General features: G+C 48.1%; 23 protein-coding genes. 10 read left to right on the plus strand and 13 right to left on the minus strand.

All coding sequences use genetic code 11. The annotated features are described in order from the left end of the window. Both Q7P68_RS08135 and Q7P68_RS08140 read left to right on the plus strand, forming a co-directional pair. On the plus strand, positions 1–1,074 hold a 1,074-nt coding region (locus Q7P68_RS08135; protein ID WP_304224660.1), incomplete at its 5' end, for an ATP-binding cassette domain-containing protein. Beyond that, positions 1,074–1,880 carry an energy-coupling factor transporter transmembrane component T family protein gene (locus tag Q7P68_RS08140; protein ID WP_304224661.1) on the plus strand — a complete coding sequence of 269 codons (807 nt, stop codon included), beginning with the start codon at positions 1,074–1,076 and terminating at the stop codon, positions 1,878–1,880. The genes Q7P68_RS08135 and Q7P68_RS08140, both read left to right, overlap by 1 nt. 26 nt (positions 1,881–1,906) lie before the next feature. Here Q7P68_RS08140 and Q7P68_RS08145 read toward each other — a convergent pair whose 3' ends face one another. Further along, positions 1,907–2,122, minus strand: a complete 216-nt coding sequence (locus Q7P68_RS08145) for a hypothetical protein (protein WP_304224662.1) — start codon at positions 2,120–2,122, stop codon at positions 1,907–1,909. A gap of 84 nt (positions 2,123–2,206) precedes the next feature. Between Q7P68_RS08145 and Q7P68_RS08150 the strand changes: the two genes are divergently transcribed. Beyond that, positions 2,207–2,521, plus strand: coding sequence for a thiamine-binding protein (locus Q7P68_RS08150; protein WP_304224663.1), 315 nt, complete (start codon positions 2,207–2,209; stop codon positions 2,519–2,521). 61 nt (positions 2,522–2,582) lie between these two features. Here the strand turns inward: Q7P68_RS08150 and Q7P68_RS08155 are convergent, their stop codons facing one another. After that, positions 2,583–3,035: a hypothetical protein gene (locus Q7P68_RS08155; RefSeq protein WP_304224664.1), complete on the minus strand. Its 453-nt coding sequence runs from the start codon at positions 3,033–3,035 to the stop codon at positions 2,583–2,585. 338 nt (positions 3,036–3,373) lie between these two features. Here Q7P68_RS08155 and Q7P68_RS08160 point away from each other — a divergent pair, with 338 nt between their 5' ends. Both Q7P68_RS08160 and Q7P68_RS08165 read left to right on the plus strand, forming a co-directional pair. Beyond that, positions 3,374–5,617 carry an acetate--CoA ligase family protein gene (locus Q7P68_RS08160; RefSeq protein WP_304224665.1) on the plus strand — a complete coding sequence of 748 codons (2,244 nt, stop codon included), beginning with the start codon at positions 3,374–3,376 and terminating at the stop codon, positions 5,615–5,617. Between the two features lie 86 nt (positions 5,618–5,703). Next, positions 5,704–6,423: a hypothetical protein gene (locus Q7P68_RS08165; protein WP_304224666.1), complete on the plus strand. Its 720-nt coding sequence runs from the start codon at positions 5,704–5,706 to the stop codon at positions 6,421–6,423. A 74-nt stretch (positions 6,424–6,497) separates the two neighbouring features. Here the strand turns inward: Q7P68_RS08165 and Q7P68_RS08170 are convergent, their stop codons facing one another. Continuing rightward, positions 6,498–8,588 carry an outer membrane protein assembly factor BamB family protein gene (locus tag Q7P68_RS08170; protein ID WP_304224667.1) on the minus strand — a complete coding sequence of 697 codons (2,091 nt, stop codon included), beginning with the start codon at positions 8,586–8,588 and terminating at the stop codon, positions 6,498–6,500. Positions 8,589–8,661: 73 nt separating this feature from the next. Between Q7P68_RS08170 and Q7P68_RS08175 the strand changes: the two genes are divergently transcribed. After that, entirely contained in the window at positions 8,662–9,888 is a 1,227-nt protein-coding gene (locus tag Q7P68_RS08175) for a S1C family serine protease (protein ID WP_304224668.1), read from the plus strand. Positions 9,889–9,973: 85 nt separating this feature from the next. On the opposite strand, the gene Q7P68_RS08180 is transcribed toward Q7P68_RS08175, so the two are convergent. The 6 genes from Q7P68_RS08180 to radC all read right to left on the minus strand — a co-directional run bounded on the left by Q7P68_RS08180 (position 9,974) and on the right by radC (position 17,377). Continuing rightward, positions 9,974–10,600 carry a DUF134 domain-containing protein gene (locus tag Q7P68_RS08180; RefSeq protein ID WP_304224669.1) on the minus strand — a complete coding sequence of 209 codons (627 nt, stop codon included), beginning with the start codon at positions 10,598–10,600 and terminating at the stop codon, positions 9,974–9,976. After that, complete coding sequence (locus Q7P68_RS08185; protein ID WP_304224670.1) at positions 10,585–11,796, minus strand: glycine C-acetyltransferase; 1,212 nt, start codon at positions 11,794–11,796, stop codon at positions 10,585–10,587. Before Q7P68_RS08185 ends, Q7P68_RS08180 begins: the two co-directional genes overlap by 16 nt. A gap of 25 nt (positions 11,797–11,821) precedes the next feature. Then, a complete protein-coding gene (locus Q7P68_RS08190) occupies positions 11,822–13,456 on the minus strand; it encodes a PEGA domain-containing protein (protein WP_304224671.1) in 1,635 nt (544 codons plus the stop codon). 90 nt (positions 13,457–13,546) lie between these two features. Further along, a complete protein-coding gene (locus tag Q7P68_RS08195; protein WP_304224672.1) occupies positions 13,547–14,086 on the minus strand; it encodes a ferritin in 540 nt (179 codons plus the stop codon). 87 nt (positions 14,087–14,173) lie between these two features. Continuing rightward, entirely contained in the window at positions 14,174–16,585 is a 2,412-nt protein-coding gene (locus tag Q7P68_RS08200) for an ATP-binding response regulator (RefSeq protein WP_304224673.1), read from the minus strand. 81 nt (positions 16,586–16,666) lie between these two features. Then, complete coding sequence (gene radC, locus Q7P68_RS08205; RefSeq protein WP_304224675.1) at positions 16,667–17,377, minus strand: RadC family protein; 711 nt, start codon at positions 17,375–17,377, stop codon at positions 16,667–16,669. Between the two features lie 66 nt (positions 17,378–17,443). Between radC and Q7P68_RS08210 the strand changes: the two genes are divergently transcribed. Then, positions 17,444–18,079, plus strand: a complete 636-nt coding sequence (locus Q7P68_RS08210) for a glucosaminidase domain-containing protein (protein ID WP_304224676.1) — start codon at positions 17,444–17,446, stop codon at positions 18,077–18,079. Here the strand turns inward: Q7P68_RS08210 and Q7P68_RS08215 are convergent. Both Q7P68_RS08215 and Q7P68_RS08220 read right to left on the minus strand, forming a co-directional pair. Further along, on the minus strand, positions 18,034–19,302 hold the full coding sequence (locus Q7P68_RS08215) for a hypothetical protein (RefSeq protein ID WP_304224677.1): 1,269 nt from the start codon (positions 19,300–19,302) through the stop codon (positions 18,034–18,036). The two genes, Q7P68_RS08210 and Q7P68_RS08215, sit on opposite strands and share 46 nt — an antisense overlap. A 12-nt stretch (positions 19,303–19,314) precedes the next feature. Next, positions 19,315–19,911 carry a hypothetical protein gene (locus Q7P68_RS08220; protein ID WP_304224678.1) on the minus strand — a complete coding sequence of 199 codons (597 nt, stop codon included), beginning with the start codon at positions 19,909–19,911 and terminating at the stop codon, positions 19,315–19,317. 58 nt (positions 19,912–19,969) lie between these two features. Here Q7P68_RS08220 and Q7P68_RS08225 point away from each other — a divergent pair, with 58 nt between their 5' ends. From Q7P68_RS08225 to Q7P68_RS08235, 3 genes are read left to right on the plus strand one after another with little or no spacing between them, the layout of a single operon-like run. Next, a complete protein-coding gene (locus Q7P68_RS08225; protein ID WP_304224680.1) occupies positions 19,970–20,710 on the plus strand; it encodes a metallophosphoesterase family protein in 741 nt (246 codons plus the stop codon). Between the two features lie 46 nt (positions 20,711–20,756). Beyond that, positions 20,757–21,653: a PilZ domain-containing protein gene (locus Q7P68_RS08230; RefSeq protein WP_304224681.1), complete on the plus strand. Its 897-nt coding sequence runs from the start codon at positions 20,757–20,759 to the stop codon at positions 21,651–21,653. Further along, a complete protein-coding gene (locus Q7P68_RS08235; RefSeq protein WP_304224682.1) occupies positions 21,637–22,758 on the plus strand; it encodes a tetratricopeptide repeat protein in 1,122 nt (373 codons plus the stop codon). Before Q7P68_RS08230 ends, Q7P68_RS08235 begins: the two co-directional genes overlap by 17 nt. Positions 22,759–22,776: 18 nt before the next feature. Here Q7P68_RS08235 and Q7P68_RS08240 read toward each other — a convergent pair whose 3' ends face one another. Together Q7P68_RS08240 and Q7P68_RS08245 are read right to left on the minus strand one after the other, a co-directional pair. After that, a complete protein-coding gene (locus tag Q7P68_RS08240; protein ID WP_304224683.1) occupies positions 22,777–23,262 on the minus strand; it encodes a DUF192 domain-containing protein in 486 nt (161 codons plus the stop codon). Beyond that, positions 23,252–23,956, minus strand: coding sequence for a hypothetical protein (locus tag Q7P68_RS08245; RefSeq protein WP_304224684.1), 705 nt, complete (start codon positions 23,954–23,956; stop codon positions 23,252–23,254). Before Q7P68_RS08245 ends, Q7P68_RS08240 begins: the two co-directional genes overlap by 11 nt. Positions 23,957–23,983: the final 27 nt, after the last annotated feature.

The raw sequence follows: 23,983 nt of genomic DNA on the forward strand, positions 1-23,983 counted from the left end.
AATCCCCTTGAGCTTTCCGGGGGCGAGTGTCAGCGGCTCTCCCTCGCGGCGGCCCTTATCCAGCAACCGGATATTCTATTTCTTGATGAACCTACTTCCTATCTGGACGAAGCCCGCTCCCAAGAACTTTTCCGTGACCTGGAGAGCTTACCGCCCCAGGTGACGGTGGTGCTGGTGGAGCACCGGCTTGAACTTGTGGAACACTTTTGTAAACGCTGGATTTGTATTGATAATGGTACAATCTCAGAACAGGCTTCCTGGGATGAGGTTCTTGCCTGTACACCGAGTTTGGAACTGCCGGAAACGGCCCCAAGCACAGACCGGATTGTGGCCCCGGTAGTGAAAGACGCAGAGGAGAGTGCTTCCGGCACGGCCACAGCAGAAAAAGTCCCTGCCAGCAGCACTGGGCAATCCCAGCCACTGCTAGAAATTCGAAGCCTGAGTCACCGATACGGCCCGCCCGATGCGCCATCAATCCTGCACAACATATCGCTTAGCATCGAGCCGGGGACCATTACGGCCATAATGGGAGCCAGCGGGAGCGGTAAAACAACGCTCCTAAAAAAAATAATCCGGATCCTCCCGGTAGAACAAAATACGGTTTTTCTGTACGGCCGGGATATAACAAGCATGACCCCCAAAGAATATTATCAGCATATTGCCTATATTCCCCAAAACCCGGAACACCTTTTTCTGGAAGACACGGTAGAAGCAGAACTCGCCCATGGAGCTCACAACGCTGAAGAAGCCATACGCTTTGCTCGCCTCTTTTCGCTGGAACACCGGCTTAAAGCCCATCCCTTTAAGCTCAGCGAAGGGGAAAAGCGGCGGCTAACCCTCTGTATTGCCCTCAGCATGAGGCGGGAATTCATCATTATGGATGAACCGACCTACGGACTTGACCGGGAAGCGCGGCACCGCCTTGCATCCTACCTATCCATGCCCGAACTATCCGGAACAAGCATACTCCTGGTAAGTCACGACAGCCTCTTTGTCCATGCACTGGCAGAACGGGCTAACCGAAGCACTAAGATCCTCTGGCTCTCGGAAGGTCAATTTAAGGAGGCAGATTGATGAACGTCCCGCATATACAAAATTCACCCTGCGCCGATTCAAATACCCTGTCTCAACAAGGCATGAAAAGAGTCATCTGGCAGCCCAATCCGCTTGCGCTGCTTCTGGCTCAGGTATTTTTCATGATACCCGTCCTTTTTGCTATAGACAGGACAACCCCCCTTGTATTTTTGGCAGTGGGGCTCATCAATCTGTTCGGCATCGCAAGCCTTTCGCTCCGTCGGTTCATCAAGTTGGTACTCCCTCTTTCCACCCTGTCATTCGGGCTTTTTTTTATGAACCTGCTGTTTCCTGCGGAGGGAATTAACGGCTTTGAACGGGCTATTGCGGTGTTCCTGCGGAGCTTTACATTGATAAGCCTGTCTTCCGGGTACATTCTTTCGGTGAGTCCCTATGACATTATCCGGGCCCTCATGCAAAACTGGGGGTTAAATTATCGCTTGGGGTTTTCCCTGTTTGCAGGCTGGAATACTATCCCCCTCTTAAAACGGGATATAGATATTGCCCAAAAGGCGCAGGAGATCCGGTCTGCCAGCGAAGTCCGGGCAAAAAAAGGCGGGATTTCCCGCCTTACAAGGCTTCCCGTTACCATTCTGTCAGGGGCCATTCTGCATGGGGAGCGGCTCAGCCTTTCTATGGCCGGCCGCGGACTTGAATATATGGAAGGCACAGGGGAACGAACTTTTTTCCACAGGGTCCCGTGGACTGGTAAAGATAGCCTCTATACAATAACCATAGGTCTTGCATCCCTGTTCATATGGCTGGCGCTTATACATTGGGGCATATTTGTTTTTGAATTAGGATAGATTAAATAGTACCGGCATAAAAGACACTATCCTGCGATAATGGCGAAGGCCTTGTCTTTTTCGCCGGGGAGCACGTTCTTGGGCATTTTATCCGTGCCAAGACTGGAGGCGATCATATAAAGGGCACAATGGAGGTTGTTGCCGCGGCAGTAGCTATTTTTAACTTCCTCCGCGTTGGAACCCATGTTTTCGCTCTGGTTGTTGTAAAAAGGACACTGGCTTGCAAATTCGCATTCTGTCATGATTTTAATCCTTAGCTTATCTATTGCAGTGATGATATTTTTGTCTGGCTCCGCAGGGACCAGAACTTATATGAAGGAGTGTATATGAAAATTGATGTTGATGCTATCCCCTCGGCCATGGCCATTCAGTGTCTTCCCATGGGGCTGGCAACGAAAACTGAAACCTATGCGGTAGTGGATAGTGTGATTAAACTTATCGAAGAATCGGGGCTCTCCTATGAGGTAGGCCCCTTCGAAACCGTGGTAGAAGGCCCCCTCCCCCGTTTGCTTGAGCTGGCAGGCCAGATGCACCGCCGCATGCTGGAAGCGGGAATTGGCACCGCAGCAAGCTACATCAAACTGTGGAGCGGCACAGACCTGGGAAGCAGCGAAGAAAAGGTCGGTAAATACCGGAAATAAAAAAGCCTGGGGCTGCAGGTAATCTTGCAAGCCCCAGGCCATCTCAACATTTTAGCTTCGCTTACCAGCGGCCGCCACGACCGCCGCGGCCACCAAAGTTACCGTTTGGACCCACATTACCCGCAGGCCCCATCATGCCCATACCGCGACCAAAGCTGTTGGAAAGATCGTAATCCTTGCCATTAAAGGTCAGCTTGGTTACCCGCAGGTGCTGGTATTCGGGAGCTCCCGGTAAGGCAATCGCATAGCCTTCCAGTTTTACTGAAGCACCTTCTTTAAGCCCGTCGATAAACCCGATGAGCCGGTTAAGGCCGCCTACGTAGTAGGTTTTTCCGCCACTCTGAACAGCGATCATACCGTTCACCAGGGCAAGCTTACCGTCCACTTTAACGGTCTGAAGATTCTGGGTCTGCACTGCGGCAGCGCCAGGGCCAAAACCAGGTCCTACAGCCTGGGCAGCAAGGGAACCGGCAGCGATGAGGCCGGCAGCGACGATAATCAGAATGCGTTTCATAGCATACTCCTTATGCTCGTTAGTTTGGAGTGCTTAATGCAACTCCGCGATAATTTCGTATCGGCTTATTACCGATGTGCCAGCCAACGGCTGACACTTAATATATTGCAGATTCCGTGCCAAGTTATAATTTTATTATTTATTTTTTGTGACAATCGCATATTTTAATTATTTCTTTATAATATTTATATTTAGTAAAGCAATTTTACTTAATTATTAGCGAGGAGAATTGTAAGTATGAAAGGAAGCGATATGATGGGCAATTATTTCGCATCATAGCAGGAAAGGCTAGAAAAATTTTCACAAAGCTGTGGTACAATACAAAAAGGAGGAAGGCCATGAATCTGGATCCACAGATTGAACAGAATATAAATAAGGTGTTTGCGGGAGCTCTTGCTGCAGGCCGGCGTACCCTCTACGAATATGAGGTCTACGAAATTCTAAAGGCCTTAGGGCTCCAGGTACCCCGATATCTTCATATCACCGATCCAATTACCTTGACCGAGGACCAGCTTGGTCCCTTCTTGCCCCGAGCGGTACTGAAGATTGTATCCCCTGACATTGCCCATAAATCCAAGCTGGGGGGCGTAAAAATCATCGATGTGGAAGATCCCCTCTATGTACGCTTTGTAATGGAAGTAATGCATACAGAGGTACTTTCCCACTTTTCTGAAACAGAAAAACCGCGTATAGAAGGCTTCCTTCTTGCAGAACTCATTCCATTTTCGCAAGCCTTAGGAAACGAAGTTCTTATTGGAGTAAAAGAAGATATTGCCTTTGGACCCACCGTAACATTGACCAAGGGTGGAGATGATGCGGAATTTTTTGCTAAATACTACGATCCGCCGAATCTTGCCCTGGCCCCCCTTTCCAAAGATGAAGCATACGCTATCACCCATAACTTAAAAATACGCCACAAGTTTTCGCCGGAAATTCAGGCATCTTACTGCAACAAAATGGGAGATGCCCTCTATGCTATTTCTCAGCTCGCTTACGAGTACTCATTTAGCCGGGAACCTAAGCCAGCGTTTCACCTATTACAGATGGATGTAAACCCCTTTGTGTTTTCTAAAACCACAGGCCACCCCTTCGTAGCCGTCGATGGCTTTGCCCAATTCATGCCCTCCGAAGAACGGAATATATCCACCACATGGAAGAAGCGGGATTCGCTTAAGGCCTTTTTTGAACCTTCAGGCATTGCCGTTGCCGGGGTTTCCTCCGATGCAACCAAATACAACATGGCCCGAATTATTGTGGGGCTCTTAACCGAACTTGGCCGCGAAGATGTGTATTGCCTTAACCCTAAAGGGGGCAGCACCGAAATAGCAGGGAAAACCTTTCCCCTCTATCCGACCATCCAAGATATTCCGGTCAAATGTTCCCTCTATGTTTTTGCTGCCCCTGCCCAGCGGACCGTAGAATTCCTGGAAACCGTTCCGGACGGTTCAGCGGTTATCTTGATTTCGGGCATTCCATCGGAAATACATTTCACCGATTTTGCCGCCATTGTAGCCCAGCACAGCCAGCGGGGACTCCGTATTATCGGCCCAAACTGCATGGGGGTATTCTTTGCGCCAGACAAAAACCGTAAGGGGGTAAATACCCTTTTTCTGGGGGATGAACGGCTCCCCATCCGCTGGACCGAACACTCCAATGTGGCCCTCTTTACCCAGTCGGGGGCCATGGGTATTACAGCGGTTGAACGGGCTCCCTATTGGCCCATTTACCGTACTATTGTTTCCTTTGGCAATAAGGTTGATGTAAATGTACCGGACCTCGTGGGCTATTTCTGCGAGGAACCCCGCATTTCAGTCATGGCCATGTACCTGGAGGGCCTTGGCCCCGGCGAAGGCAGGGCTTTTTTTGAAGCCGCCAAAAACAGCTCCAAACCCCTCATTGTGTATAAGGCAGGCAGGACCGAAGCCGGGGCCAAGGCCGCGGCAAGCCACACCGCAAGCATGTCCGGCGATTACGAGATTTTCCAGGCCGCATGTTCCCAGGCGGGCATTATTCTTATTGATGAGCTGCCCGATTTTTATAACGCCGTTAAAGCCTTTTCTATGCTTGATTCACATCGGCCCCAAGGCCTACGGGTAGGCGGCGTCGTTAATGCCGGCCTAGATGCCACCATGGGTGCGGATCTTCTTGGGAATCTAAAACCTGCGGTTTATACAACCGAAACAAACCAGACCCTGCAAAAGCTTAATATACATGGACTCCTTAATGTGGGAGCCTCATTCCTCGATGTTACGCCAATGACGGATGACAGGCTTTTTGCGGATATCGTGGATGCCATGCTTTCGGATCCCCAGGTAGATTGTGCTTTTGTGGCTATTGTACCCCATGTGGAAACCTTGAAGACCACGGAAGAGCTGTGCAGAGAAGCGGATGCGCTCGGCCCGCTCCTGGTAAAGACCGCAGTAAAGCACAAAAAACCTCTTGTCATTTCCGTTAATGCAGGCTCTCGCTACCAAGGTCTTGTCCAGGTGCTGGAAGAAGGGGGCATCCCGGTCTATCCGGACATTCGGTCAGCCATGCGCGCCCTGGATACCTTCTGCAGCTATTGGGCCCGAAATAAATAAAAGATGCACTATATATCTTGCTTTTTATTATTTTCCATACTAAAATGCTCATGTTAGAGATTCATTCCAAAGGATAGGAGGAATATATGAATCGAAAATTACTGATTGCATCGAGCCTGCTGCTCCTAATGGGTGGGATTCTGTTTGCTCAGGATCTCAAGATTGACTATCAGGTAAATGTAGCCGCCGATGATCCTGCTAACTACTTTACCTTTAGCGGCCCTATTCGGTATATGGCTGCTGAAAAAGACACTCTGGACGCTACCACTGGCGCTTCCAAGCTTGGTTCAACCCATATTTTCATGCCCTACCTGTATGATGTAAAGGGTAAAGCAGTATTACCCACCGGCTTACGGGGCCTGTTCCTCTTTGCGGTAGCTCCCAAGGATCAGCGGGTTCTGGATAATCTCACGGTGAGCAAGGCAGCCGACGGGGTTATTACTATCCAGTATGTACACCGCGGAACGGCATATAAACTGGTAACCGATAAAAATGGAAAATTCACCTTCCCGAAAGGGGATTTCGTACGCAGGGCTATCGGATTCATTCAGGGGGCTAACCCCCAGGTAATCCACACAGATTTCTCTGCCGACAGCACCGCAGCAAAGGTTAACTGGGCAAAAGTGTGGGATGCAAAGATTCCCGGCGGTAAGGAAATAAAGGCAGGCGTTGCAAATAAGACCGGAGACATTACTGATGATAACGGCGTTGCCGATGCCATGTACAGCTGGAACGGAGAGCTGCAGGTTACGTTTGATAAAAACATCCTCAAAATTGCCGGTGGTCTCACTGCAGTGAAACGCTAAGCATTAGGTTAATTAGCTCTTCGTACTTAATGAGGGGGGAATGTCCTAAACTTATTGGGCATCCCCCCTTTTTTTTATAGTTTATCAGTATCGATCCGTAAGAGCTTTCCGTTTGCCGTTCCAATATAAATGTTTCCATCTACCAAGATGGGACGGGCGCTTGCTACTTCAGGCAGGGGACTCCGTTTCAGTATGACCCCACTTGCTGCATCGGCTATAACGAGGCTTGGACCACTCGAACTCCAGTATAGCTTACCCTTTGATAAAAGCGGCGGTGATTCTACATGGGGAATCGTGGTCCCGACAATCGCTCCGTCAACAAGTGAAATGCTCCTCAGGGTCTTATCCTGAAGCCAGACATAAAGCTTCCCCCCATCTAATTCCGGATCAGAGCGGATAGATTGATCGAGCTTTATATCCCAGAGTATACGGTAATTTACCGTATCTATTGCAATTACCCTTCCATTTTTGGCAGCGATATATACACGGCCATCTTTAACGCGGGGACTTAAAACGTCCGCAGATAGGTTGATAGCTATTTCATCAAGGATACGGGCATTTTTAAGATCAATAAAGACAGCTTTACCTTGTCCGCTTACCGCAACCAGATGGGGATCTGCAAGCACAAGGGGAGCAATTACCCCGCCAAGCACAGGAATTTCAGCTATTACCTCAGCATTTTCTTGTCTCAGGATGGTCACTCCCCGAGGAGTAGCCAAGGCTAGACCATTCGGAACTGGTACCGGCTTTGCCTGCGGAAGTCCTTGCCAAGAGTCAAATGGATAAAAACCCCGTTCTCTGCCTGAATTGGCATCGAGTATCGTCAGTTTTTGTTGTTCGACCACCGCAACCGTTGTATCGAGGGCTGTAAAAGAAACAACAGTTTGGCGCTCATACAATTTTTTACCCTGCTGATCTACAGCATATAGGTTACCCTTGGAATCCATGAGAAGAACAACCTCGCTGGTTCGGCTCAACATACCAGCAAAAGCGGTAGACGCTAAAGGTACTGAATAAACAAGGCCTTGATAGTTCGGAGTAACGTTTACCTTTTTTGAATCACGAGCGGCATTAGGCTGAGGAACAAAGTATCGTTCTGGAAGAGCAGCAGGTAGTGCGGCGCTGTCCTTTCCTGGATCCCGCATCCTGTCAAGAATTTCAAGCAACGTTCGAGAATACTCAGAAATTAAAAGCGCCGGCATCATACGATTGAGCTTTGCAAAGGGCCGTTCCGCTTCTGAATCGGGTCCTGCCAGCACCGCCACAGGGTCTCGAACTGCTTCAAAGTCGGTCCCCCGGGCTTGCAATTCCTCGGCCTGATGAACGAGAGAACCATAAGCGGATTCTGCGCTGTTAAGCAATAATTCGTATTCTCCTGTACCAAGGGTAGAATCTTGACCGCCTATAGAGATCTCCTGACCTGGGCCGGCCTTTGGAGCGAGCGTAAAAGCCGTCGCAACTACCGCCCCGGCAAGCGGATTTGCCTGGCGTCCATCAATCAAGCTGGTAAATAATTTGCCTTTAGGAAGGACCGCAACACTTCCTTCCCGGACAGCGACCAGGGTCCGCTCAGTTCGTGCAAGTTTCTCATAGCCCACGATAAATTGGGTACCCCGAACCCCCGCAGCAGAGTTGGGGGTTAACACGAGGAATTCATCCTTGGAAGAAAGTTTTTTAACCTTGGCAGCCACTGTTCCCGCAAGAAGGGAAAGGTCAACCGTATCATGGTCAGCCTGTTGCATCGCTCGGGATATGATCATCGTTAGGTTGACTGTGGTGTTCGGAAAAAGCCGAATAGTCGCAAACGATCCATAAGCGATCTCGGCAGAACCATCCTTGCCAGTACTGATTGTATCACCGGCCATGAGTTCCAGACCTTCAGAGGCCGTCAGGGATTGGGAACCGCGCGAAATACTGACTGAGCCTTGTATAAATACTAAAACTGGCTGTATAGACTCTGGTTTAGCATTCGAGTCAGCTGCGGCTACATCGCCAGTAGTACTATCCTGTGCGGTGATATCGCTAGAGGCGATAAGACTCGAAAAATCTTGACTGGGTTTTTGTGATAATTTTTCATCGTTTTTTCCAGCACTGCAGCTCGTGACTCCCAAAAGGGCAAAGAACAAGAGGAGCATTGTAACATAAGGTTGTGCAAATCTGTTCATACTGGTAAAGGTACCACAAAAAGCAGTATATTTACAGAATAGAACTCTAGAATTAAAGGATTGGAGGCAGCAAATGAAGCTGTATAGCAGGGGACAACTGGTGTTTTATTCCCTTTTAAGCGGGCTCCTGGTGGCCCTCTTTGCCATAGGATTAGGACTTATAAAGCTTCCTTTTTTTAGTACATCTATTAATACAGTTAATACTATCCAGCAGCAAAGTATTCCTCAAATACAATTGCAGCAATCCGCTAGAAACGTAAAAGCACTTCAGACTTCGGAGCTCACACCATATACGGAGGACGAGCGGGTAAATATTGATGTATACGAGCGGCTCAACGAAGCGGTTGTTAATATTACCACCGAAACGGTGGCCATAAACTGGTTTCTTGAACCGGTACCGCAGGACGGTGGGTCCGGGTCCGGTTCTATCATCGATACCAGGGGCTATGTGCTTACCAATAACCATGTCATTGAAAATGCCTACAAGATTTTCATCAACCTGGCAGACGGGAGCCAGTTCGAAGGCAAAGTAATAGGCACGGACCCGGAAAATGATATCGCGGTTCTTAAGTTCGATCCGCCCAAAGGAATGCAGCTTAAAACGGTTCCCTTCGGAGATTCGGGAAACCTTAAGGTTGGCCAGAAAGTATTAGCTATTGGTAATCCCTTTGCCCTTGAACGCACTCTCACAGTTGGTATTGTTTCAGGGCTTGGCCGTCCAATCCAAACATCAAATAATATTATCATCCGGGACATGATACAGACCGATGCATCCATTAATCCCGGTAATTCCGGCGGACCCCTCCTTGATTCGCAGGGCCGTATGATTGGCATTAACACAATGATCTATTCCCCTTCAGGCGGGTCGGTCGGGATTGGTTTTGCCGTACCAGTCAACACAGCCAAACGGGTGGTGGCAGAATTGATACAGTATGGTAAGGTCCGCCGGGGCTGGATTGATGCCACCGTTGTTCAGCTCTTCCCCGCATTAGTGAATTACGCAAAACTCCCTGTCTCATCGGGGCTCCTCGTTTCCCAGACGAAAAAGGGCGGCTTTGCAGAACGGGCTGGCATTCGGCAGGGCACAGAACCAGTACGGTATGGAAACAGTGTTATTTATCTTGGTGGCGATATTATTACCATGGTAGACGGGATCAAAATTACCCGTCTTGCGGACCTGTATTCAGCATTGGAGGATAATAAGCCGGGGGACAAGGTAAATATAGAAATCAATCGTAACGGAAAGACTATTCCCCTCACCATAACCCTGGCAGACCGGGAACAGGTTCTGGCAAAATGAGTCAATTTCAAAAGTCGGTTACTAGGCTTCGCGTTTTGAAATTGGCTTTGCGGTGCTGCTGGCAGCGCAGCAGCGTGGCCCTGCCTTAAAGATTCTCTTGAGCCAGGACAGCTTCCACTGCTGCCCTGGCAGAGCCGCTTAAACCCCGAATAACTCGGATGCCAAAGGATGAAAGCTGCCGTATGGCTCCTTCGCCGATGTTTTGAGCGATAAGCACTTCTACTTTTTTCTTTGCTAGTTCACTGGCCACACCGCTTTTGCAGCCCCCAAGTCCTGGTAGGGCAAAAGATTGCTCAGCGGTAATGTTGAGACCTTCCACCGTATATATGGCAAACAATTCACAATGGCCAAAATGGGGGAAAATAAACCCCGAAGCATCGGTGGGAACCGCTATTATCATGTTTTGTCCATCCTCATTCTGCAATATCGTATTTCCACCGCCAACACGCAATACTTTTCCATTCACCAGGGCATCAGCTACTTTTTTACGGGCGCTCTCAATAATACGGCCAAAGGTTTGGCGAGAAATACCCATCCGAAGTGCCGCTGCCTCCTGATAAAGACCTTCATAATCTGCAAGCCGCAGAGCTTCAAATTCGTCCAAGGATAGAACCACGTCAGACAGGGCTTGCAGGGGACAGGCGGCGGCGGGATGGAAAATGTCATAGGCCGGCACGGTCTGAATACGGCGATCTCTTATCGGTCGGGGCATAAAGCTCCTAACTTCTTACCAACTTTAACAAAGGCTTCCACACAACGGTCCACCATCTGGTCCGTATGGGCTGCCGAGAGCTGAACACGAATACGGGCTAAACCTCGGGGCACCACAGGATAGCTGAATGCAATAACATAAATTCCTTCTTCCAGCAAGGCCTGGGCCATACGAACCGCCAGTATTTCATCTCCCAGCATGATGGGTACTATGGGATGGTGCCCATGGCGGATGGAAAAACCCACTTCTTCCATGGCCCGGCGGAAACGCATGGTATTCCGGGCAAGTTGGTTGCGCAGGTCCTGTGCATTTGCCGCGATTCGGAGTGCTTCCCTAGTGGCCCCTACAATGGCCGGCGCCAATGTATTGCTGAATAGATAGGGCCGGGCTTTCTGTCTGAGCCACTGAATCAGTTCACGACGCCCCGATACACAGCCCCCGGAAGCTCCACCCAAGGCTTTTCCAAAGGTGGTTGTGATGAGATCTACCCTTTCTTGCACATTCCAGTGCTCCGCGGTGCCTCGCCCATTGGGGCCAATAAAGCCCGTAGCATGGCTGTCGTCCACCAGAACCAGCGCATCGTACCGCTCTGCCAGGTCGCAAATAGTCTTAAGATCCGCAATGTCGCCATCCATCGAGAAGACCCCATCGGTGACAATCATCCGATATTTTGCATCCGAGGCTTCCCGCAGTTTCTGTTCAAGGTCAGCCATATCCATGTGATTATAGATGAGCCGCCGGGCCTTACAGAGCCGGACACCGTCTATTATGGACGCATGGTTCAGTGCATCGGTAAGAATCGCAGATTCGGCATCGAGTAGGGCTTCGAAAACACCGCCGTTTGCATCAAAACAGGATGAGAACAATATGGTGTCTTCGGTACCTAAAAAGGAGGACAATTCTTGTTCCAAAAGCCGGTGCTGTTCTTGGGTCCCGCAGATAAAACGGACAGATGAAAGCCCATAGCCCCACTCATTCATTGCTTTTGTGGCAGCTTCTATCAGTTCTGGTCGATTTGCAAGTCCCAGATAGTTATTTGCACAGAAATTAAGAGCTTGAATGTTCCGGCCATCGGGTAACCGGGCAGTAATTTCAGGACCCTGGGGTCCCTGCAGTATCCGTTCTATTTTATAGAGTCCCTGGTCTTCCAGTTCTTTAAGCCGCTGTTGTAAATCTGCTTTCATTCGTTCATACATAGAACTGCCTCCCGCCGAAATTGGCTTAATGAATAAAGCCCAAACCTAAACTGCTAAAAGCTCCAAACTGTTCGCGATAATACCACAGGCCGCCATACAGGTGAAATACAAAAACAGATGGTTTGGGGAACCAGTGAAGTTCCGCCGCCGCAAATATCGGTCCCGGCGTCCAGCCCAAACCAGCTTCATTTTGCCCAAGCCAGATCATTTTAGCCGATGTTCCGCCGGTAATGGTTGCACCCATTCCTGCAAAGCCTGCACCGAGTTCCAGACCCGGGAATGCAGTATAGCCCGAGCTATTGAGGTCCATCGGCCACAATAGAGCGGGGCTTATACCGAAACCGGCCCATTTCCACAGGGGTATAAAGATTGGAAGTCCCATACGGAAGCCGCCCATTGAGCCTGACCAAGAAATTGCTGTTGGATCAGAAAGGGGTGAAACCTCTGCAGCGGTCCATGAAAAATCCAAGGCTAAACTCAAGGGGAAATCCTGGGAACTCTTAAGCAATGCCCTTCGTAAAGCCAGGGATAGCTGGTTTGCGAGAGGGTCCCGGGCAGCGTCAAATTCACCAGAAACACCTGCTTCCCAGGAGTTAGCTGGAGAAAACCTGAGCCCAAAGGAGAAGGGGACTGAATTGAAAGGAGAAGCAGCCCCGAAGGGAAGACCAAAAACCAGCCGGGAATCCATCTGGAATGAGCCGCTCCCCAAGGTTTCAGGCAGCGGCATATACAAGAGGCCAGAAGCTCCAGAGGCAATACTCCAGGGCCTAATAACCAGAGAAGAATCAATCACAATCGGAACTTGCTTTGTTACGAGGACAGGTTCGCTGTCATCATACGGTATGGAATTTGCGTTAAGTATCAGCGTATATGACCCGTCACGCAAAATAGAGCCAGATGCATCAGTACCCTTCCAGGTGTGCTGCTGGTTCTTTTCGCTGAACGGGGAGAACCGATACTCATACACAGGCGAATTATTGGAATCTACAATTGTAAGCGTCCCCATTCCCGCTGCGCTAACCGAAAAACGTATATCCGTAGCGCCAAGCATGCCGGAATTATAAGGATTAAGCCGCCGCCGTTCGCTGTAAAAGTCGCTGATACGGAAGCTTGCGGGTTCCAGCCGAACAGTCAGGATCTGGGGAAAATCCTGAAATACCATAACGGTCCGTTCTACACTCTCCCATCCAAAGGCTTCAACCCGTACACGGTGAAAACCGACAGGGAGTTTTAGATAGGATGAGGAGACCGCAAGGTCATCCACAAAGAGCCGTGGTTCAAGAGGCAAACGTTCGGGTCCGGGGCTGCCAGGACGGCGATCGATTTCTATACTGAGCAGTCCTGTAGCTCGGGCTAAAACCAAGGTAAGATCAAGCCGTTTGCCGAAGGTCAGAGTAATCAGCACAGACCGTGTTTCGTAGCCTTCCTTAACGAGCACGAGCTGATAGGTTCCCGGAACGAGGGTAGCCAAAATAAGGGGCGTACGGCCCCTGCGAATTCCGTCAATATAGACCTCAGCCCCGGAAGGTACGCTCTGGATAACCAGTCCATTTCCGTCACTCTCCAGATATATATCCTGAACAGGGACTTTCGCATATATTGGAGCTAGCAATAGGAACAGAAATACATAAAATAGTGGTATTTTTTTTTGATGCATCATACTTATTATTATAACTCAAAAAGAATTTATTGTGGCAGCATAGAAGAATAAAAAAAGCCGTCCGGTATGTATCCGGACGGCCCTATGTCTTTAGGCTCCCGCGGTGATGGGAACCCCGGCAGAGAAATCAGTCTGAACGGTTACTGTCCGTGCGCCTAGCGCAGCATCGAGCATGAAAAGACCGGGGCCGGTGTCCCCTGCGAGCTTGAGCCGCTGGAGAATTTCGGTATCATTTTTTTCCTCTTCTATTTGTTCAGTGACATACCACTGAATAAAGGTGTACGTTGCATGGTCCTGCTCTTTTTGGGCCAGGTCCGCAATTTCATTGATAGATTTGGTAACAAACCGTTCATGCTCCAGGGTCTTTTCGAACATATCCCGGGCTGAGGCAAAGGTTTTTGGCGGCTCTTTAATGGTCTGCAAATGGACCTCTGCGCCTTGGTCCAGGAGGTAATTATAAAATTTCAATGCATGGAGCATCTCTTCGTGATACTGCACCATAAACCATTTTGCAAAACCATTAAGCCCCTTGCTCGAAGCATCCGCTGACATGGCCATATAAAGGTAGGCCGAATACATTTCGTTGTTTATCTGCTTGTTGATAATATCTACCATTGCCTTGCTAATCATACTGTGTACCTTCCTTTTCGCTTTAACATTTATAAGCCTCACAGGCTTATTACTAATAATATAAGCAAATTCAAAAGAAAATGAGCATTAATTATTACTGATTTTATAATCATTCATAAACGGCATTAAAATATGCCGCAACCGTTCTTCCGTAACCGGTTTAAGGAGTACCGCATCAACTTCACTCTGTATAAAAGACGAATTTGTCTGAGATATCTCGGCACTTGAATATACGATAAAGGGCCGCACAGCGCCTTGTTGCTGCCTGATTTTGTTAATCAGCTCCGAACCATCCATGCCATTAAGATGCTCATCGACTATCAGAATATCATGAGAAAAATGGGACCATAACTCAAATGCAAGCCGGCCATCATCAGCCTCATCTATATGAGCGCCCCAGGATCTTAACATATAGACAATGGCGATACGGGCGATTTTTTCATCCTCTACTACAAGAATACGACGGCCGCGCAGATCAGGACGATTGTTCTGAACTGCTTTTACAGGCCCTGTAGATATTATAGGCTGATTTAATTGGACTTCAGATGCAGCTTGGTTAGCCTGTCTGGAAATGGGCAGCTTAAATCGGAATGAGAAGATTGTTCCCTGTCCTGGAATACTCGAAACATCGATAGAGCCATGCAGAGCATTAATAATTTCTCGAACAATGGAGAGTCCTAAGCCATGGCTAGATTCACCATCTTCGGTTTTTGCACTTATTGCCGCAAAGGGTTGCCATATGAGCTCCAGCTGCTCCGGCTTTATGCCCCGTCCTGTATCCCGTACGGTTCCTTGAATTTCTATACTATCATTCTCTTTTATTGATTTAAGGTTCACCCAAATAGAACCGGAAGCCGTATATTTTAGGGCATTGCTGACCAGATTCGAAAGAATTTGGCGAAATCTGATAGGATCACCCATAACTACAATGTCGAGATCTGGATCGATGTTTAAGAAAAAGTCCAAATTTCTTCGGCGTGCTCGAATTGCTAAGGGTTCTAATAAATTGCGAGCTTCTTGAGCCGGAGAGAATGGCTGGGATCGCAGCGCTAACTGTCCAGAAGACGAGCGGGCTTGTTCTAAAATATCATCAATCAATTCAAGCAGCCGTTGAATAGAGGTTTTTATATCAATTTCAAGCGGTATGGACATGGTATCAAGTACTGAATAAATGGCTGATAAGGGGGACTTGAGCTCATGACCCATAAATGAAATGTATTTTTCCGAAAGCCGTGTAAGCCGTTCAGCGGATTTTTTAGCTTCCTCTAATTCCACATTTCGTTGTTCGAGAGCGCTTGTCATTGCGACAAGACTATCTCGTAATTCAGCTATTTCCAAAATGTTCGTTTGCGGCCAGACAACGCCAACTAATCCCTTTTGAGTTTGTTCTGCAGCTAAACGCAAGCCTTCCAGAGGTCTCATGAGAATACGTACCACATAGAATGTGAGCGTTCCAAACAAGGCCAACCATATCAACAGAAAAATAAAAACCGTAGAGACAGAACTATTATAAAAGGCGACATCCTTCTCCAAGTTTCTGCTTACCATTAGTGACAGGCTTCCCAATGGTTTTAGAGCCAAGACAACCGCGCGGGACCATTGTTTCATTGGATTATTTTCTTTTGGATTAAGGAAAATCTGCGCATTATCATAAGAATCAATTAAGATAGCATCCTCTTTTAAATACCAGGGGAGCCCCGAAAAAGAAGCATATTGAATGGTCCTGTTCGATTCGTTACCAACGAAGAAAGCCCAATCATATTCGTTTATTTTTCTCATTCGGTTTAGAACCGTTTCATCATTTTCCTCTATTTCTGGATAGTTTAATTCATCAACCAGAAGCGATGCAATTTTAGATACCTCTTTTTCTGCGTTGGTTAAGATATTTTGTTGTTCAACCTTCATATATATCCCGGTACCAATTAAAAGGGGCAACAGGATAGAAAGGTTAATAAACATAACTAAATACTGCTGGGCATGTATTTTGTTACTTTTTATTTTCAGAACAAATTTCTTGAAACTAAGAATCAGAAAAAACAGGATAAGCGCAAAAACAGCATCATAAATACTGTTAACCCCCTGTTTGACCGCAGCAGCCAAAGCTCCTGATGCATTCATTCGCAATAAAAACACATATTGCACAAAGACTAACGGCGCTCCCGCAAGAGGCCAGTACAATAATTCAAACAGCAAAATGCGGTCATAATGCTTTCGTTGACTAAGCAGTGCAACAAAAAGGCCTTCAATTAAAACACTGAGCAAAGCCCATGGATGTCCCCAAAGAAAAATAGTGGGAAGCATGGTAACGAAGGGGCCTATAAAGCAGAATGGCCAAGGGCCAATGAGCACAGAAAATAGTCCAAATATGTTTCCAAGCAGGAAGGTAATGCCAAACCCCATATCTACAGAAACAAAACGGTTAAGGAAAAACCCAAGAGTTGCGGCTATACCAAAAAGAGCTAGGCTCAAAAACTTCTGCTTAGGAAGTGCCGAGGTCATGTATCCCCCCTGTGTCCTCATAAATTATAAAACAAAAACAATACAGAACAACAGGGGAAAATCGATTAAAATTGAGATCGATTAGGACAATATATTGGCTTGTTCGGCAGAAAAGCTATAGTATTCTGTCTCAGAAAAAATAATATGGTCCAGAAGTGTAATACCAACAAGATCCGCAATGGATTTAAGGCGCCGGGTAATCTCCTCGTCCTCAGGCGATGGAGTCACCTGCCCCGATGGATGGTTATGGGCGACTAAAATTGCGCATGCCCTGTCTATAAGGGGATCGGAAAATACTTCCCTCGGATGAATGAGCGTACGATTCACAAGTCCAATGGTGATTATGCGGCTCGCTAAAAGCTCATGGGCACCATTTAAGGAAAGACAAATAAAATGTTCCTGTTTACGGTCAGCATAATGCCTCAGCAATTTATAGGCATCTTCAGGCTGATGTATTCGACTGCGAACAGGTCCCCAGTGACGGCGTCCAAACTCCATCATAGCAAGTACCTGGCAAGCCTTAGAAAATCCAAGGCCTTGCAATGCGGCGAGATCTTCCCAAGATGGCAATTCTTTGGATAAATTCAGCAAATCCAGGAGATTATCAGCCACCTGATAGACATTTTTGCCCCGAACGCCCGATCCAAGTACTATGGCCAAAAGCTCCCTATCAGACAGCGCAGAGGCACCCAGCGCCGAAAGCCGTTCCCGGGGGCGCTGCTCCTTTGGCAGATCACGGGGACTGTACGTCTCGGCTTTAAAAAAATGGTCATAACAAAATTGAGCATCCATACAATCAGTACGGGTATAAGTCCAATTTTGCTTTAAGAGCCAAACAAGCTGGTCGATAAGCCTAGTATGAAACGCTGTATAAAAACATTGGTCATTCTGGTAGCCGCCGTACTCACCGCCTGCACCAGCATATCTGCCGTAAAATACGCTGAGACTCCTGAACGACCTGTGCTTCCGCAAATTCCAACCTATATCATGGGGACAGGCCGTGTCCCGGTTCAGTCTCTCGCATCCTTTTTAAGACAGCACAATCCTAAAGTTTCTGAAAAGGAAGCAATGTTGATGGCTACCCTGTACCACAATGAAGGGGCTGCAGAGGGGGTCAATGCAGATATTGCCTTTGTGCAGATGTGTTTGGAAACCAGTTTTCTCCGTTTTGGAGGCCTCGTGACCCCTGATATGCACAACTACTGTGGACTTGGTTCGATTGGGCCAGAAAAACCTGGAGAACGATTCCCGACAGCCCAAATAGGGGTAAGAGCCCATATTCAACACCTAAAGGCCTATGGATCTACCGAAGGCCTCAGGCAACCCCTGGCAGATCCACGGTTTAAATATGTGCGACGGGGCAGTGCTCCAACAATCCATGACCTTGCAGGCCGATGGGCCAGGGACCAGGCCTATGGGACCAAGCTTGAGGACCTCTTGAACAGACTTTATCGCTCCGCATTTGATGGGAAAGCCACCCAAAGACCTCGCTGATACCTCTGTACCATTACTGGTTCATAAGGGTGTACAGCTTTGACAGCTTGCTCCAAAGCCGTCTTTATGGCTGGTTGCTGAATGAGATATGCTAAGGGCAGTGCATAACTGTCTGCCATGGGAAAGCCGTAAACAGAGAGGGCCTTCGCAATGGCGGTCCCTGTATCTGAATGAAGGTTTAAGAAAATATCCATAAACGGCGGCTCTATAATGAACGATTGCTTGCTAGTCCCTAGAAGCTGCACAATTGCCCAGCGCGCTTTATCGAAGGTCTGAAAAACAAATTTTATTTGGCTATCGATGCTATCGGTTTGACCTGAAACATATCCATCGGGGATCCCAAAACCTGGTTGGAAAATTCCCTGATCCAAGGCTTTGAGCCAAACTTTTCTAAATCCTTCTTCCACATCGCCTTCAGCCTTTAGTCCAACTTCCTTGCTGGGGACTGTATTCAGTGAAGGCGCAGACTCAAGTATAACATTTCCCTGCGAAAACCCCTTTTCGTTGAGTATACCAGTAATAAAGGCCGTGGAAAAACGCTGGCCAAAAGCATATCCGCTACCTTCCCGTAAAAGAAAAGAGCCCGTTACTGGTTTGCCATACCCTGCAAGACCGGCAGTGCGGCCATTCCCCCGGTTCTGGCTCAATAGTTCCAGAATGGGAGGAAAAATCGCATATACCGCGCCCCCATCCTCTGCATCCATTGCAAGCACAAGCGACGGAAGCCCCCAGCCATTTGCAAGGGGGACACTGCTCTGCCAGTTTTGTACCAGGGCGGTGATCGTTTTGCCATCCCTTGATTTATTAGTCCATCTATGGAGTTTATCTGCCCCAAGTACCCCCGTAAGAGGAATAAAGGACAGAAGAGAGCGCTCATATTCTTGCTGAAATGCAGTTTTCACCTGAGCCGGAAGGCTAAGATCCCCCTGTCCCACATCTGCGGGTATCATTGGTGGCTCATATGTCACTGGGATAAATAAAACAGCGAGCCCCTGTACAAAGGGGTCGCTAGACCTTGAAAGCTGTACGGGTTCTTTGGGCGGCAATTCGTTACCAGACACATCAGCTGTGTCTTTTTCAGCAGGTAGCACATCACTGTCCTGAGGGACCGACGGACCTTTAGCCGGCGCGAGCCCTGTGCAGCCATATAAGGAGATAAAACTTATAAAAGATACAATAAGTCCCCAGCGTACGCAACTTTTTACAGAATACTTATATTCCATACGCCCCCGTTTTTATTTAAGGCCTTTGAGCTTGCCAAGCAGCCAGAGAGGATTAGCTTCCCCAATTGCCGCAAGACGTTCAAAATCATCCTTTGTTTCCGTATCGGAACCGGACAGCACTAAGGTAGTTCCTTGCCTCTTATACCATAAATAATGCCGGTCCCGGATTTGTTCAATCGAACCGGATGCTAAGGCAGCCTCGAGCCGCTTTTCCAAATATTCTGAAAGACTTATATGATTATCCTCTCCGGTCATCCAATATAAATCTTTATCTGTAAAAACAATCACAAGCCTTTTAAAACCATCCCGGATACAGGCATCATTTCTGAACCCTTCAAATTTGAGCGTTTGTTTGGCCAGACTGAGATCATACCCCATAAGTCTTAGATGCTTGCGGAGGTTAACCAGCTCATTTCGCACCCTTATGGTAGTTTCACTGTCATGCCGTTTGGATTGCAGCTCGGAACGCCATTGGCGAAGCTGTGCTTCATAATGGGAAAATTCTTTTGTCTTGCTTAAAAACTGGGTAGTTTCGGAAAGTAACTGCCATACATCGGTAAAATGGTCAGTAAAGGTCCCTAAAAACCCCGGAGCAGTTCTTTGCTTCATACCCTATCCTCATCTATCCCTTTAACACAATTCAATTATAGATTAAATTGATATAAGAATGCGAGTAGCGGTCATTTCCGATATCCATGCCAATCTTGCGGCTTTTAACGCTGTGATAAATTCAGCAGCCCCTGAGGTTGATGAATTTTGGTGTCTTGGAGATCTGGTAGGCTATGGACCAGATCCAGAAGCCTGCATAGCGCTTGCCCAAAGAAGCTGCAGTGTTATCTTGGCGGGGAATCATGACCTGGCAGCCTGCGGTAAAATGGATGTCTCCGATTTTTCCTGCCATGCACGTAAAGCCATGGAATGGACCTGGCAGCAAATCTCAACTAAAAGCAAGGCCTTTCTTGCATCCCTTCCCGTAAGCCATACCCACAGGGGCATCCTCCTGTCCCATGGAAGTCCCCGGAACCCCGTCTGGGAATATATTATGTCTGAAAGCGATGCATTAGAAACTTTTAGAGATGTCAGCTTTTCCCATTGTTTTTTTGGCCATAGTCATCTGCCTTCTGCCTTTATACTAAAGAAAAAAATGGGACGGGATATTTTACAGGTCATGTATGGCGAGGCAGACCAGCAGGTGGATAGCTTTCCAAACAGTGCTCGATACCTCCTGAATCCCGGCAGTGTCGGTTTTCCACGGGATGCACAGGATGCCCATTCTTCTGATACACTAGCTTCGGCAATAGCCCGATATGCCATCTATGATACGGACATAAAACGCTGGACCTTCCGCCGAATCGTTTACGACATGAGAGAAACCGCAGAACGTATGTATGTCTGCGGCCTGTGGTAGCTTGCATTGACGAGATAGGGCTTCCTCATTTATAGTAGGGATACTCATGGGTGTTCTGACAAGCCAGCAAATCACAAAATATTTTGAACGATATCGCACCATTTCAGTGACCTTTACCAAGGAAATAATCCATGCAACGGGACTGGTGACCCAGCAGGTGTACCTAAAGTGTCTTGGAGAGGCATGGCCCTGCGTTATCTATTCCACATCCTTCGAAGAAGCTAAGGTTATCATCAATACAAAATCCGGACTCTATGGAAAATTGCAGCAGGCCAACAATCTGGTCAACCTTCGGTACAGTTTCCGCATATCAAACAAGACGGATCCCATGTTTTTCTTTGTGTCCTGCAGGGTTGCAGGCTCCGCTCCTTACCAGGGCTCCCCTGATGTTTCCATGCTGACCCTGCAATTTACCCAGCGGCCCCCGGATGATCTCATAGAAATCATGGGACGGCTGCTCGACGCTAATATCAATTCCGCAAAACGGAGAGATGAACGAATTCTTATTACTCCCGAGGCTATCAGAAAGCTGCAGATAACCGCAAAGGAGACTGTTGTTTATTTGCAGGGTGTTCCCCGGCGGTGCATTCTGCGGGATATTTCCTTTTCTGGCGCAAAAATTATTATGGTGGGAGTAGCCAAATTTATTTCTGATAAAGATATAACCCTCCGATTAGATTTTGATGATCCCCGAGAATCCCTTATGATACCCGGTAAGGTAGTGCGCATAGAAGATGTGGAGGGCAGGAAAGAGCTGGTAGCCGTCGCCATGCATTTTAATGAAAACCAGGTTCCGATGAATTATAAAATGCGCATCAATGACTATTTGAACCAGGTGCGAACCGAACCAAAGGCTGAACAGGTTCAGGAAGCCCCCCAAGCCCAGGAAAACCAGGGTACAAAAGAAACACAAGAACTGGAGAAGAATGAAAGCAACAAATAACAATGACAGGATTGTGTTCCTGTCCGTCCCAGAATCACTCCGCGGCCGGATAGATGAAATTTCGGCAGGAGACTTTGTCGTCGATCCATCTATTCCGCTGCCGGTAGAAATTCCCGCAGATCAGGAAGAGCTTGATCTGGAACAACTTTCCTGGGAGATGATCCTTTCAGGAATGATTAAAATTATTGAGCGTGAACCCTTTCATGCCGACGCGGACTATTACCGCCAATTTGTACTGGCGGTAAAACCGGATATTCTTAAAGAATTTTCTGAAGCCGCAATCCTGAAAGCCCGAAACAGAGATTTCGAACTTTCTCTGGAAATACTCTCTGCCCTGTCAGCCCTGTATCCCAATTCACCGGAGGTAAGTCTTAACCGGGCCCTTGTGTACGAAGAGATGGCCTCCGCCCTGGATGGCTCGGGCCGTGAAGCAGAGGCTGCGGAAGCATGGACAGAGGCCCATACATTATATGTAAACCTGCTGGCTCAAAATCCGCCGCTGCCTAACGTACTCTTTAATGCAGGTTTTTTCTATCTTAAACAGCGTAACTACGAAAAGGCCCGGGATTGTTTTTCCCGTTATATTCCCGTGGCGGATAACCCGCGGAAAAAAGAAAAGGCCCAGAGCATTATTAAGGAAATTACCGAACGGAGCCTTGATGACCAGGTTTTTAAAGAGGCCTACGATTTTATCCGTATGGGAGAAGAAGCTAAAGGTATAGAGAAAATACATCAATTTTTAATACGCCATCCCGATGTCTGGAACGGCTGGTTTCTTCTCGGCTGGGGGCTTCGCAGGCTTGAACGCTGGGATGATGCTGCCTTCGCATTTCGTAAGGCTTTGGAGCTTGGCGGGGAAGGCTGTGACACGAGAAACGAATTGGCCCTTTGTCTTATCGAGCAGGGCAGTCTGGACGAAGCACGGAAGCAGCTTGAACAGGCGCTGCGTCTTGAACCGGAAAACATTAAAGTCATTTCCAATCTGGGTATTCTTGCCATGAAACAAGGGAAGCATGAAGAAGCGGCAGGTTTTTTCAGAACCGTACTGGAATACGATAGCGAAGATCCTCTTGCGCAGGAAATGCTTGCCCAGCTCGAAGGGTAAATGGGCCGGTGCACCTGGTCAAGGTAAATCGCTTACCAAATCGCCTTCCCGGATACCCACTCTGGCAAAATATCCCTGGGGAACCTCCAAAGCGTAGCGGACAGAACGGCTCGAAACAATGGGCTTTAGACTTTGGCTTTCCATATCGAGAATATCGATAATTTTACCCTCCGAGCTGATATAGGCTATGGAAAGGGGAACCAGGGTGTTCTTCATCCAGAAGGTGAGGACCTGGTCATGGTCAAACACAAACAACATGCCGGTCCCTTCGGGGACTTTTTTTCGATACATAAGGCCCTGGGTGCGGCTCTGGTCTGTATCGGCCACTTCGGCCTGGACCGGTATTCGTTTGCCATCCTGGCTCACGAGAGTCAGGGTCCGGACAGGCAATTTTGGCTGAGCCGCTCCAGCGCCGCAGGAGCTAATGAGGGCGATTAAAGAGACAAACATCACAGTGCGAAAAACTTTTATTATTTCACCATAAAAAACGTTATTAAAAGTCATTTAAGAATTCCCTGCGTAATATCGCTTCTTTCGATTCTTTGACTGTAGATTCTTCGACAATGCTGTTAAATACCCTCAGGTCTATATATTTTACCGTAAGAGGCCGCTCTATGGAAAGGCGCACGGTTTCCGAACGCCACACCGCTTCCCTAGGATTCAATTCAGTAGGCTCTCCATACTTCTGCACCAAAGTGGTAAATACCGAATAGTGATCTATAATATCCGTATTCAGGGTAAAGGCCATAATAAAGACTTTACTGTCCTTAAGCTGGAAAAATGCCCGTTTGATAAAAGAAAGCCCTGTGGTTTCCACCAAGGTCTGCTCACTCATGGGTAAAAGAGAAACATCCCGGTCCCCGCGAAACGCAAAAAGACTATCGGCGGCAAGGGCTTTTTTAAGGTCCTCAAGGCCCATACCAAGAGAAAAGGACCGGTAACTGAGGGGCAGTGTGCCGGCGGGTGCGGCCGCAACTGGCGATTGGCCCGCTGCGGTCGGTGACGCGGAAGCAGCGGCCGGCGTTGTCGCAGCAGGCTCAGCGGGGACCGGGAAGCTTTGAGCTGAAAGGTTGTGCGGCAAAGCGAGCAAAGTGATAAGAGTTATAAGCGGCAAAACGGGGCCAACCACTCTGCAAGAACGGAACCGAATCCGCCAGAACAATAACGATGCAGCTTCGGTTAACCTATGTTGTTCCACCTGATCCCCCATATACACAAGAGGGCA

Origin of the sequence: Gracilinema caldarium (assembly GCF_029265695.1) — a bacterium.
In the GTDB taxonomy this organism is placed as follows: domain Bacteria; phylum Spirochaetota; class Spirochaetia; order Treponematales; family Breznakiellaceae; genus Gracilinema; species Gracilinema caldarium_A.

Bases quoted from the DNA above. Each gene is read 5' to 3' on its own strand.
- Q7P68_RS08140 (WP_304224661.1), top strand. From the start codon at position 1,074: ATGAACGTCCCGCATATACAAAATTCACCCTGCGCCGATTCAAATACC.
- Q7P68_RS08145 (WP_304224662.1), bottom strand. From the start codon at position 2,122: ATGACAGAATGCGAATTTGCAAGCCAGTGTCCTTTTTACAACAACCAG.
- Q7P68_RS08150 (WP_304224663.1), top strand. From the start codon at position 2,207: ATGAAAATTGATGTTGATGCTATCCCCTCGGCCATGGCCATTCAGTGT.
- Q7P68_RS08155 (WP_304224664.1), bottom strand. From the start codon at position 3,035: ATGAAACGCATTCTGATTATCGTCGCTGCCGGCCTCATCGCTGCCGGT.
- Q7P68_RS08160 (WP_304224665.1), top strand. From the start codon at position 3,374: ATGAATCTGGATCCACAGATTGAACAGAATATAAATAAGGTGTTTGCG.
- Q7P68_RS08165 (WP_304224666.1), top strand. From the start codon at position 5,704: ATGAATCGAAAATTACTGATTGCATCGAGCCTGCTGCTCCTAATGGGT.
- Q7P68_RS08170 (WP_304224667.1), bottom strand. From the start codon at position 8,588: ATGAACAGATTTGCACAACCTTATGTTACAATGCTCCTCTTGTTCTTT.
- Q7P68_RS08175 (WP_304224668.1), top strand. From the start codon at position 8,662: ATGAAGCTGTATAGCAGGGGACAACTGGTGTTTTATTCCCTTTTAAGC.
- Q7P68_RS08180 (WP_304224669.1), bottom strand. From the start codon at position 10,600: ATGCCCCGACCGATAAGAGATCGCCGTATTCAGACCGTGCCGGCCTAT.
- Q7P68_RS08185 (WP_304224670.1), bottom strand. From the start codon at position 11,796: ATGTATGAACGAATGAAAGCAGATTTACAACAGCGGCTTAAAGAACTG.
- Q7P68_RS08190 (WP_304224671.1), bottom strand. From the start codon at position 13,456: ATGATGCATCAAAAAAAAATACCACTATTTTATGTATTTCTGTTCCTA.
- Q7P68_RS08195 (WP_304224672.1), bottom strand. From the start codon at position 14,086: ATGATTAGCAAGGCAATGGTAGATATTATCAACAAGCAGATAAACAAC.
- Q7P68_RS08200 (WP_304224673.1), bottom strand. From the start codon at position 16,585: ATGACCTCGGCACTTCCTAAGCAGAAGTTTTTGAGCCTAGCTCTTTTT.
- radC (WP_304224675.1), bottom strand. From the start codon at position 17,377: ATGGATGCTCAATTTTGTTATGACCATTTTTTTAAAGCCGAGACGTAC.
- Q7P68_RS08210 (WP_304224676.1), top strand. From the start codon at position 17,444: ATGAAACGCTGTATAAAAACATTGGTCATTCTGGTAGCCGCCGTACTC.
- Q7P68_RS08215 (WP_304224677.1), bottom strand. From the start codon at position 19,302: ATGGAATATAAGTATTCTGTAAAAAGTTGCGTACGCTGGGGACTTATT.
- Q7P68_RS08220 (WP_304224678.1), bottom strand. From the start codon at position 19,911: ATGAAGCAAAGAACTGCTCCGGGGTTTTTAGGGACCTTTACTGACCAT.
- Q7P68_RS08225 (WP_304224680.1), top strand. From the start codon at position 19,970: ATGCGAGTAGCGGTCATTTCCGATATCCATGCCAATCTTGCGGCTTTT.
- Q7P68_RS08230 (WP_304224681.1), top strand. From the start codon at position 20,757: ATGGGTGTTCTGACAAGCCAGCAAATCACAAAATATTTTGAACGATAT.
- Q7P68_RS08235 (WP_304224682.1), top strand. From the start codon at position 21,637: ATGAAAGCAACAAATAACAATGACAGGATTGTGTTCCTGTCCGTCCCA.
- Q7P68_RS08240 (WP_304224683.1), bottom strand. From the start codon at position 23,262: ATGACTTTTAATAACGTTTTTTATGGTGAAATAATAAAAGTTTTTCGC.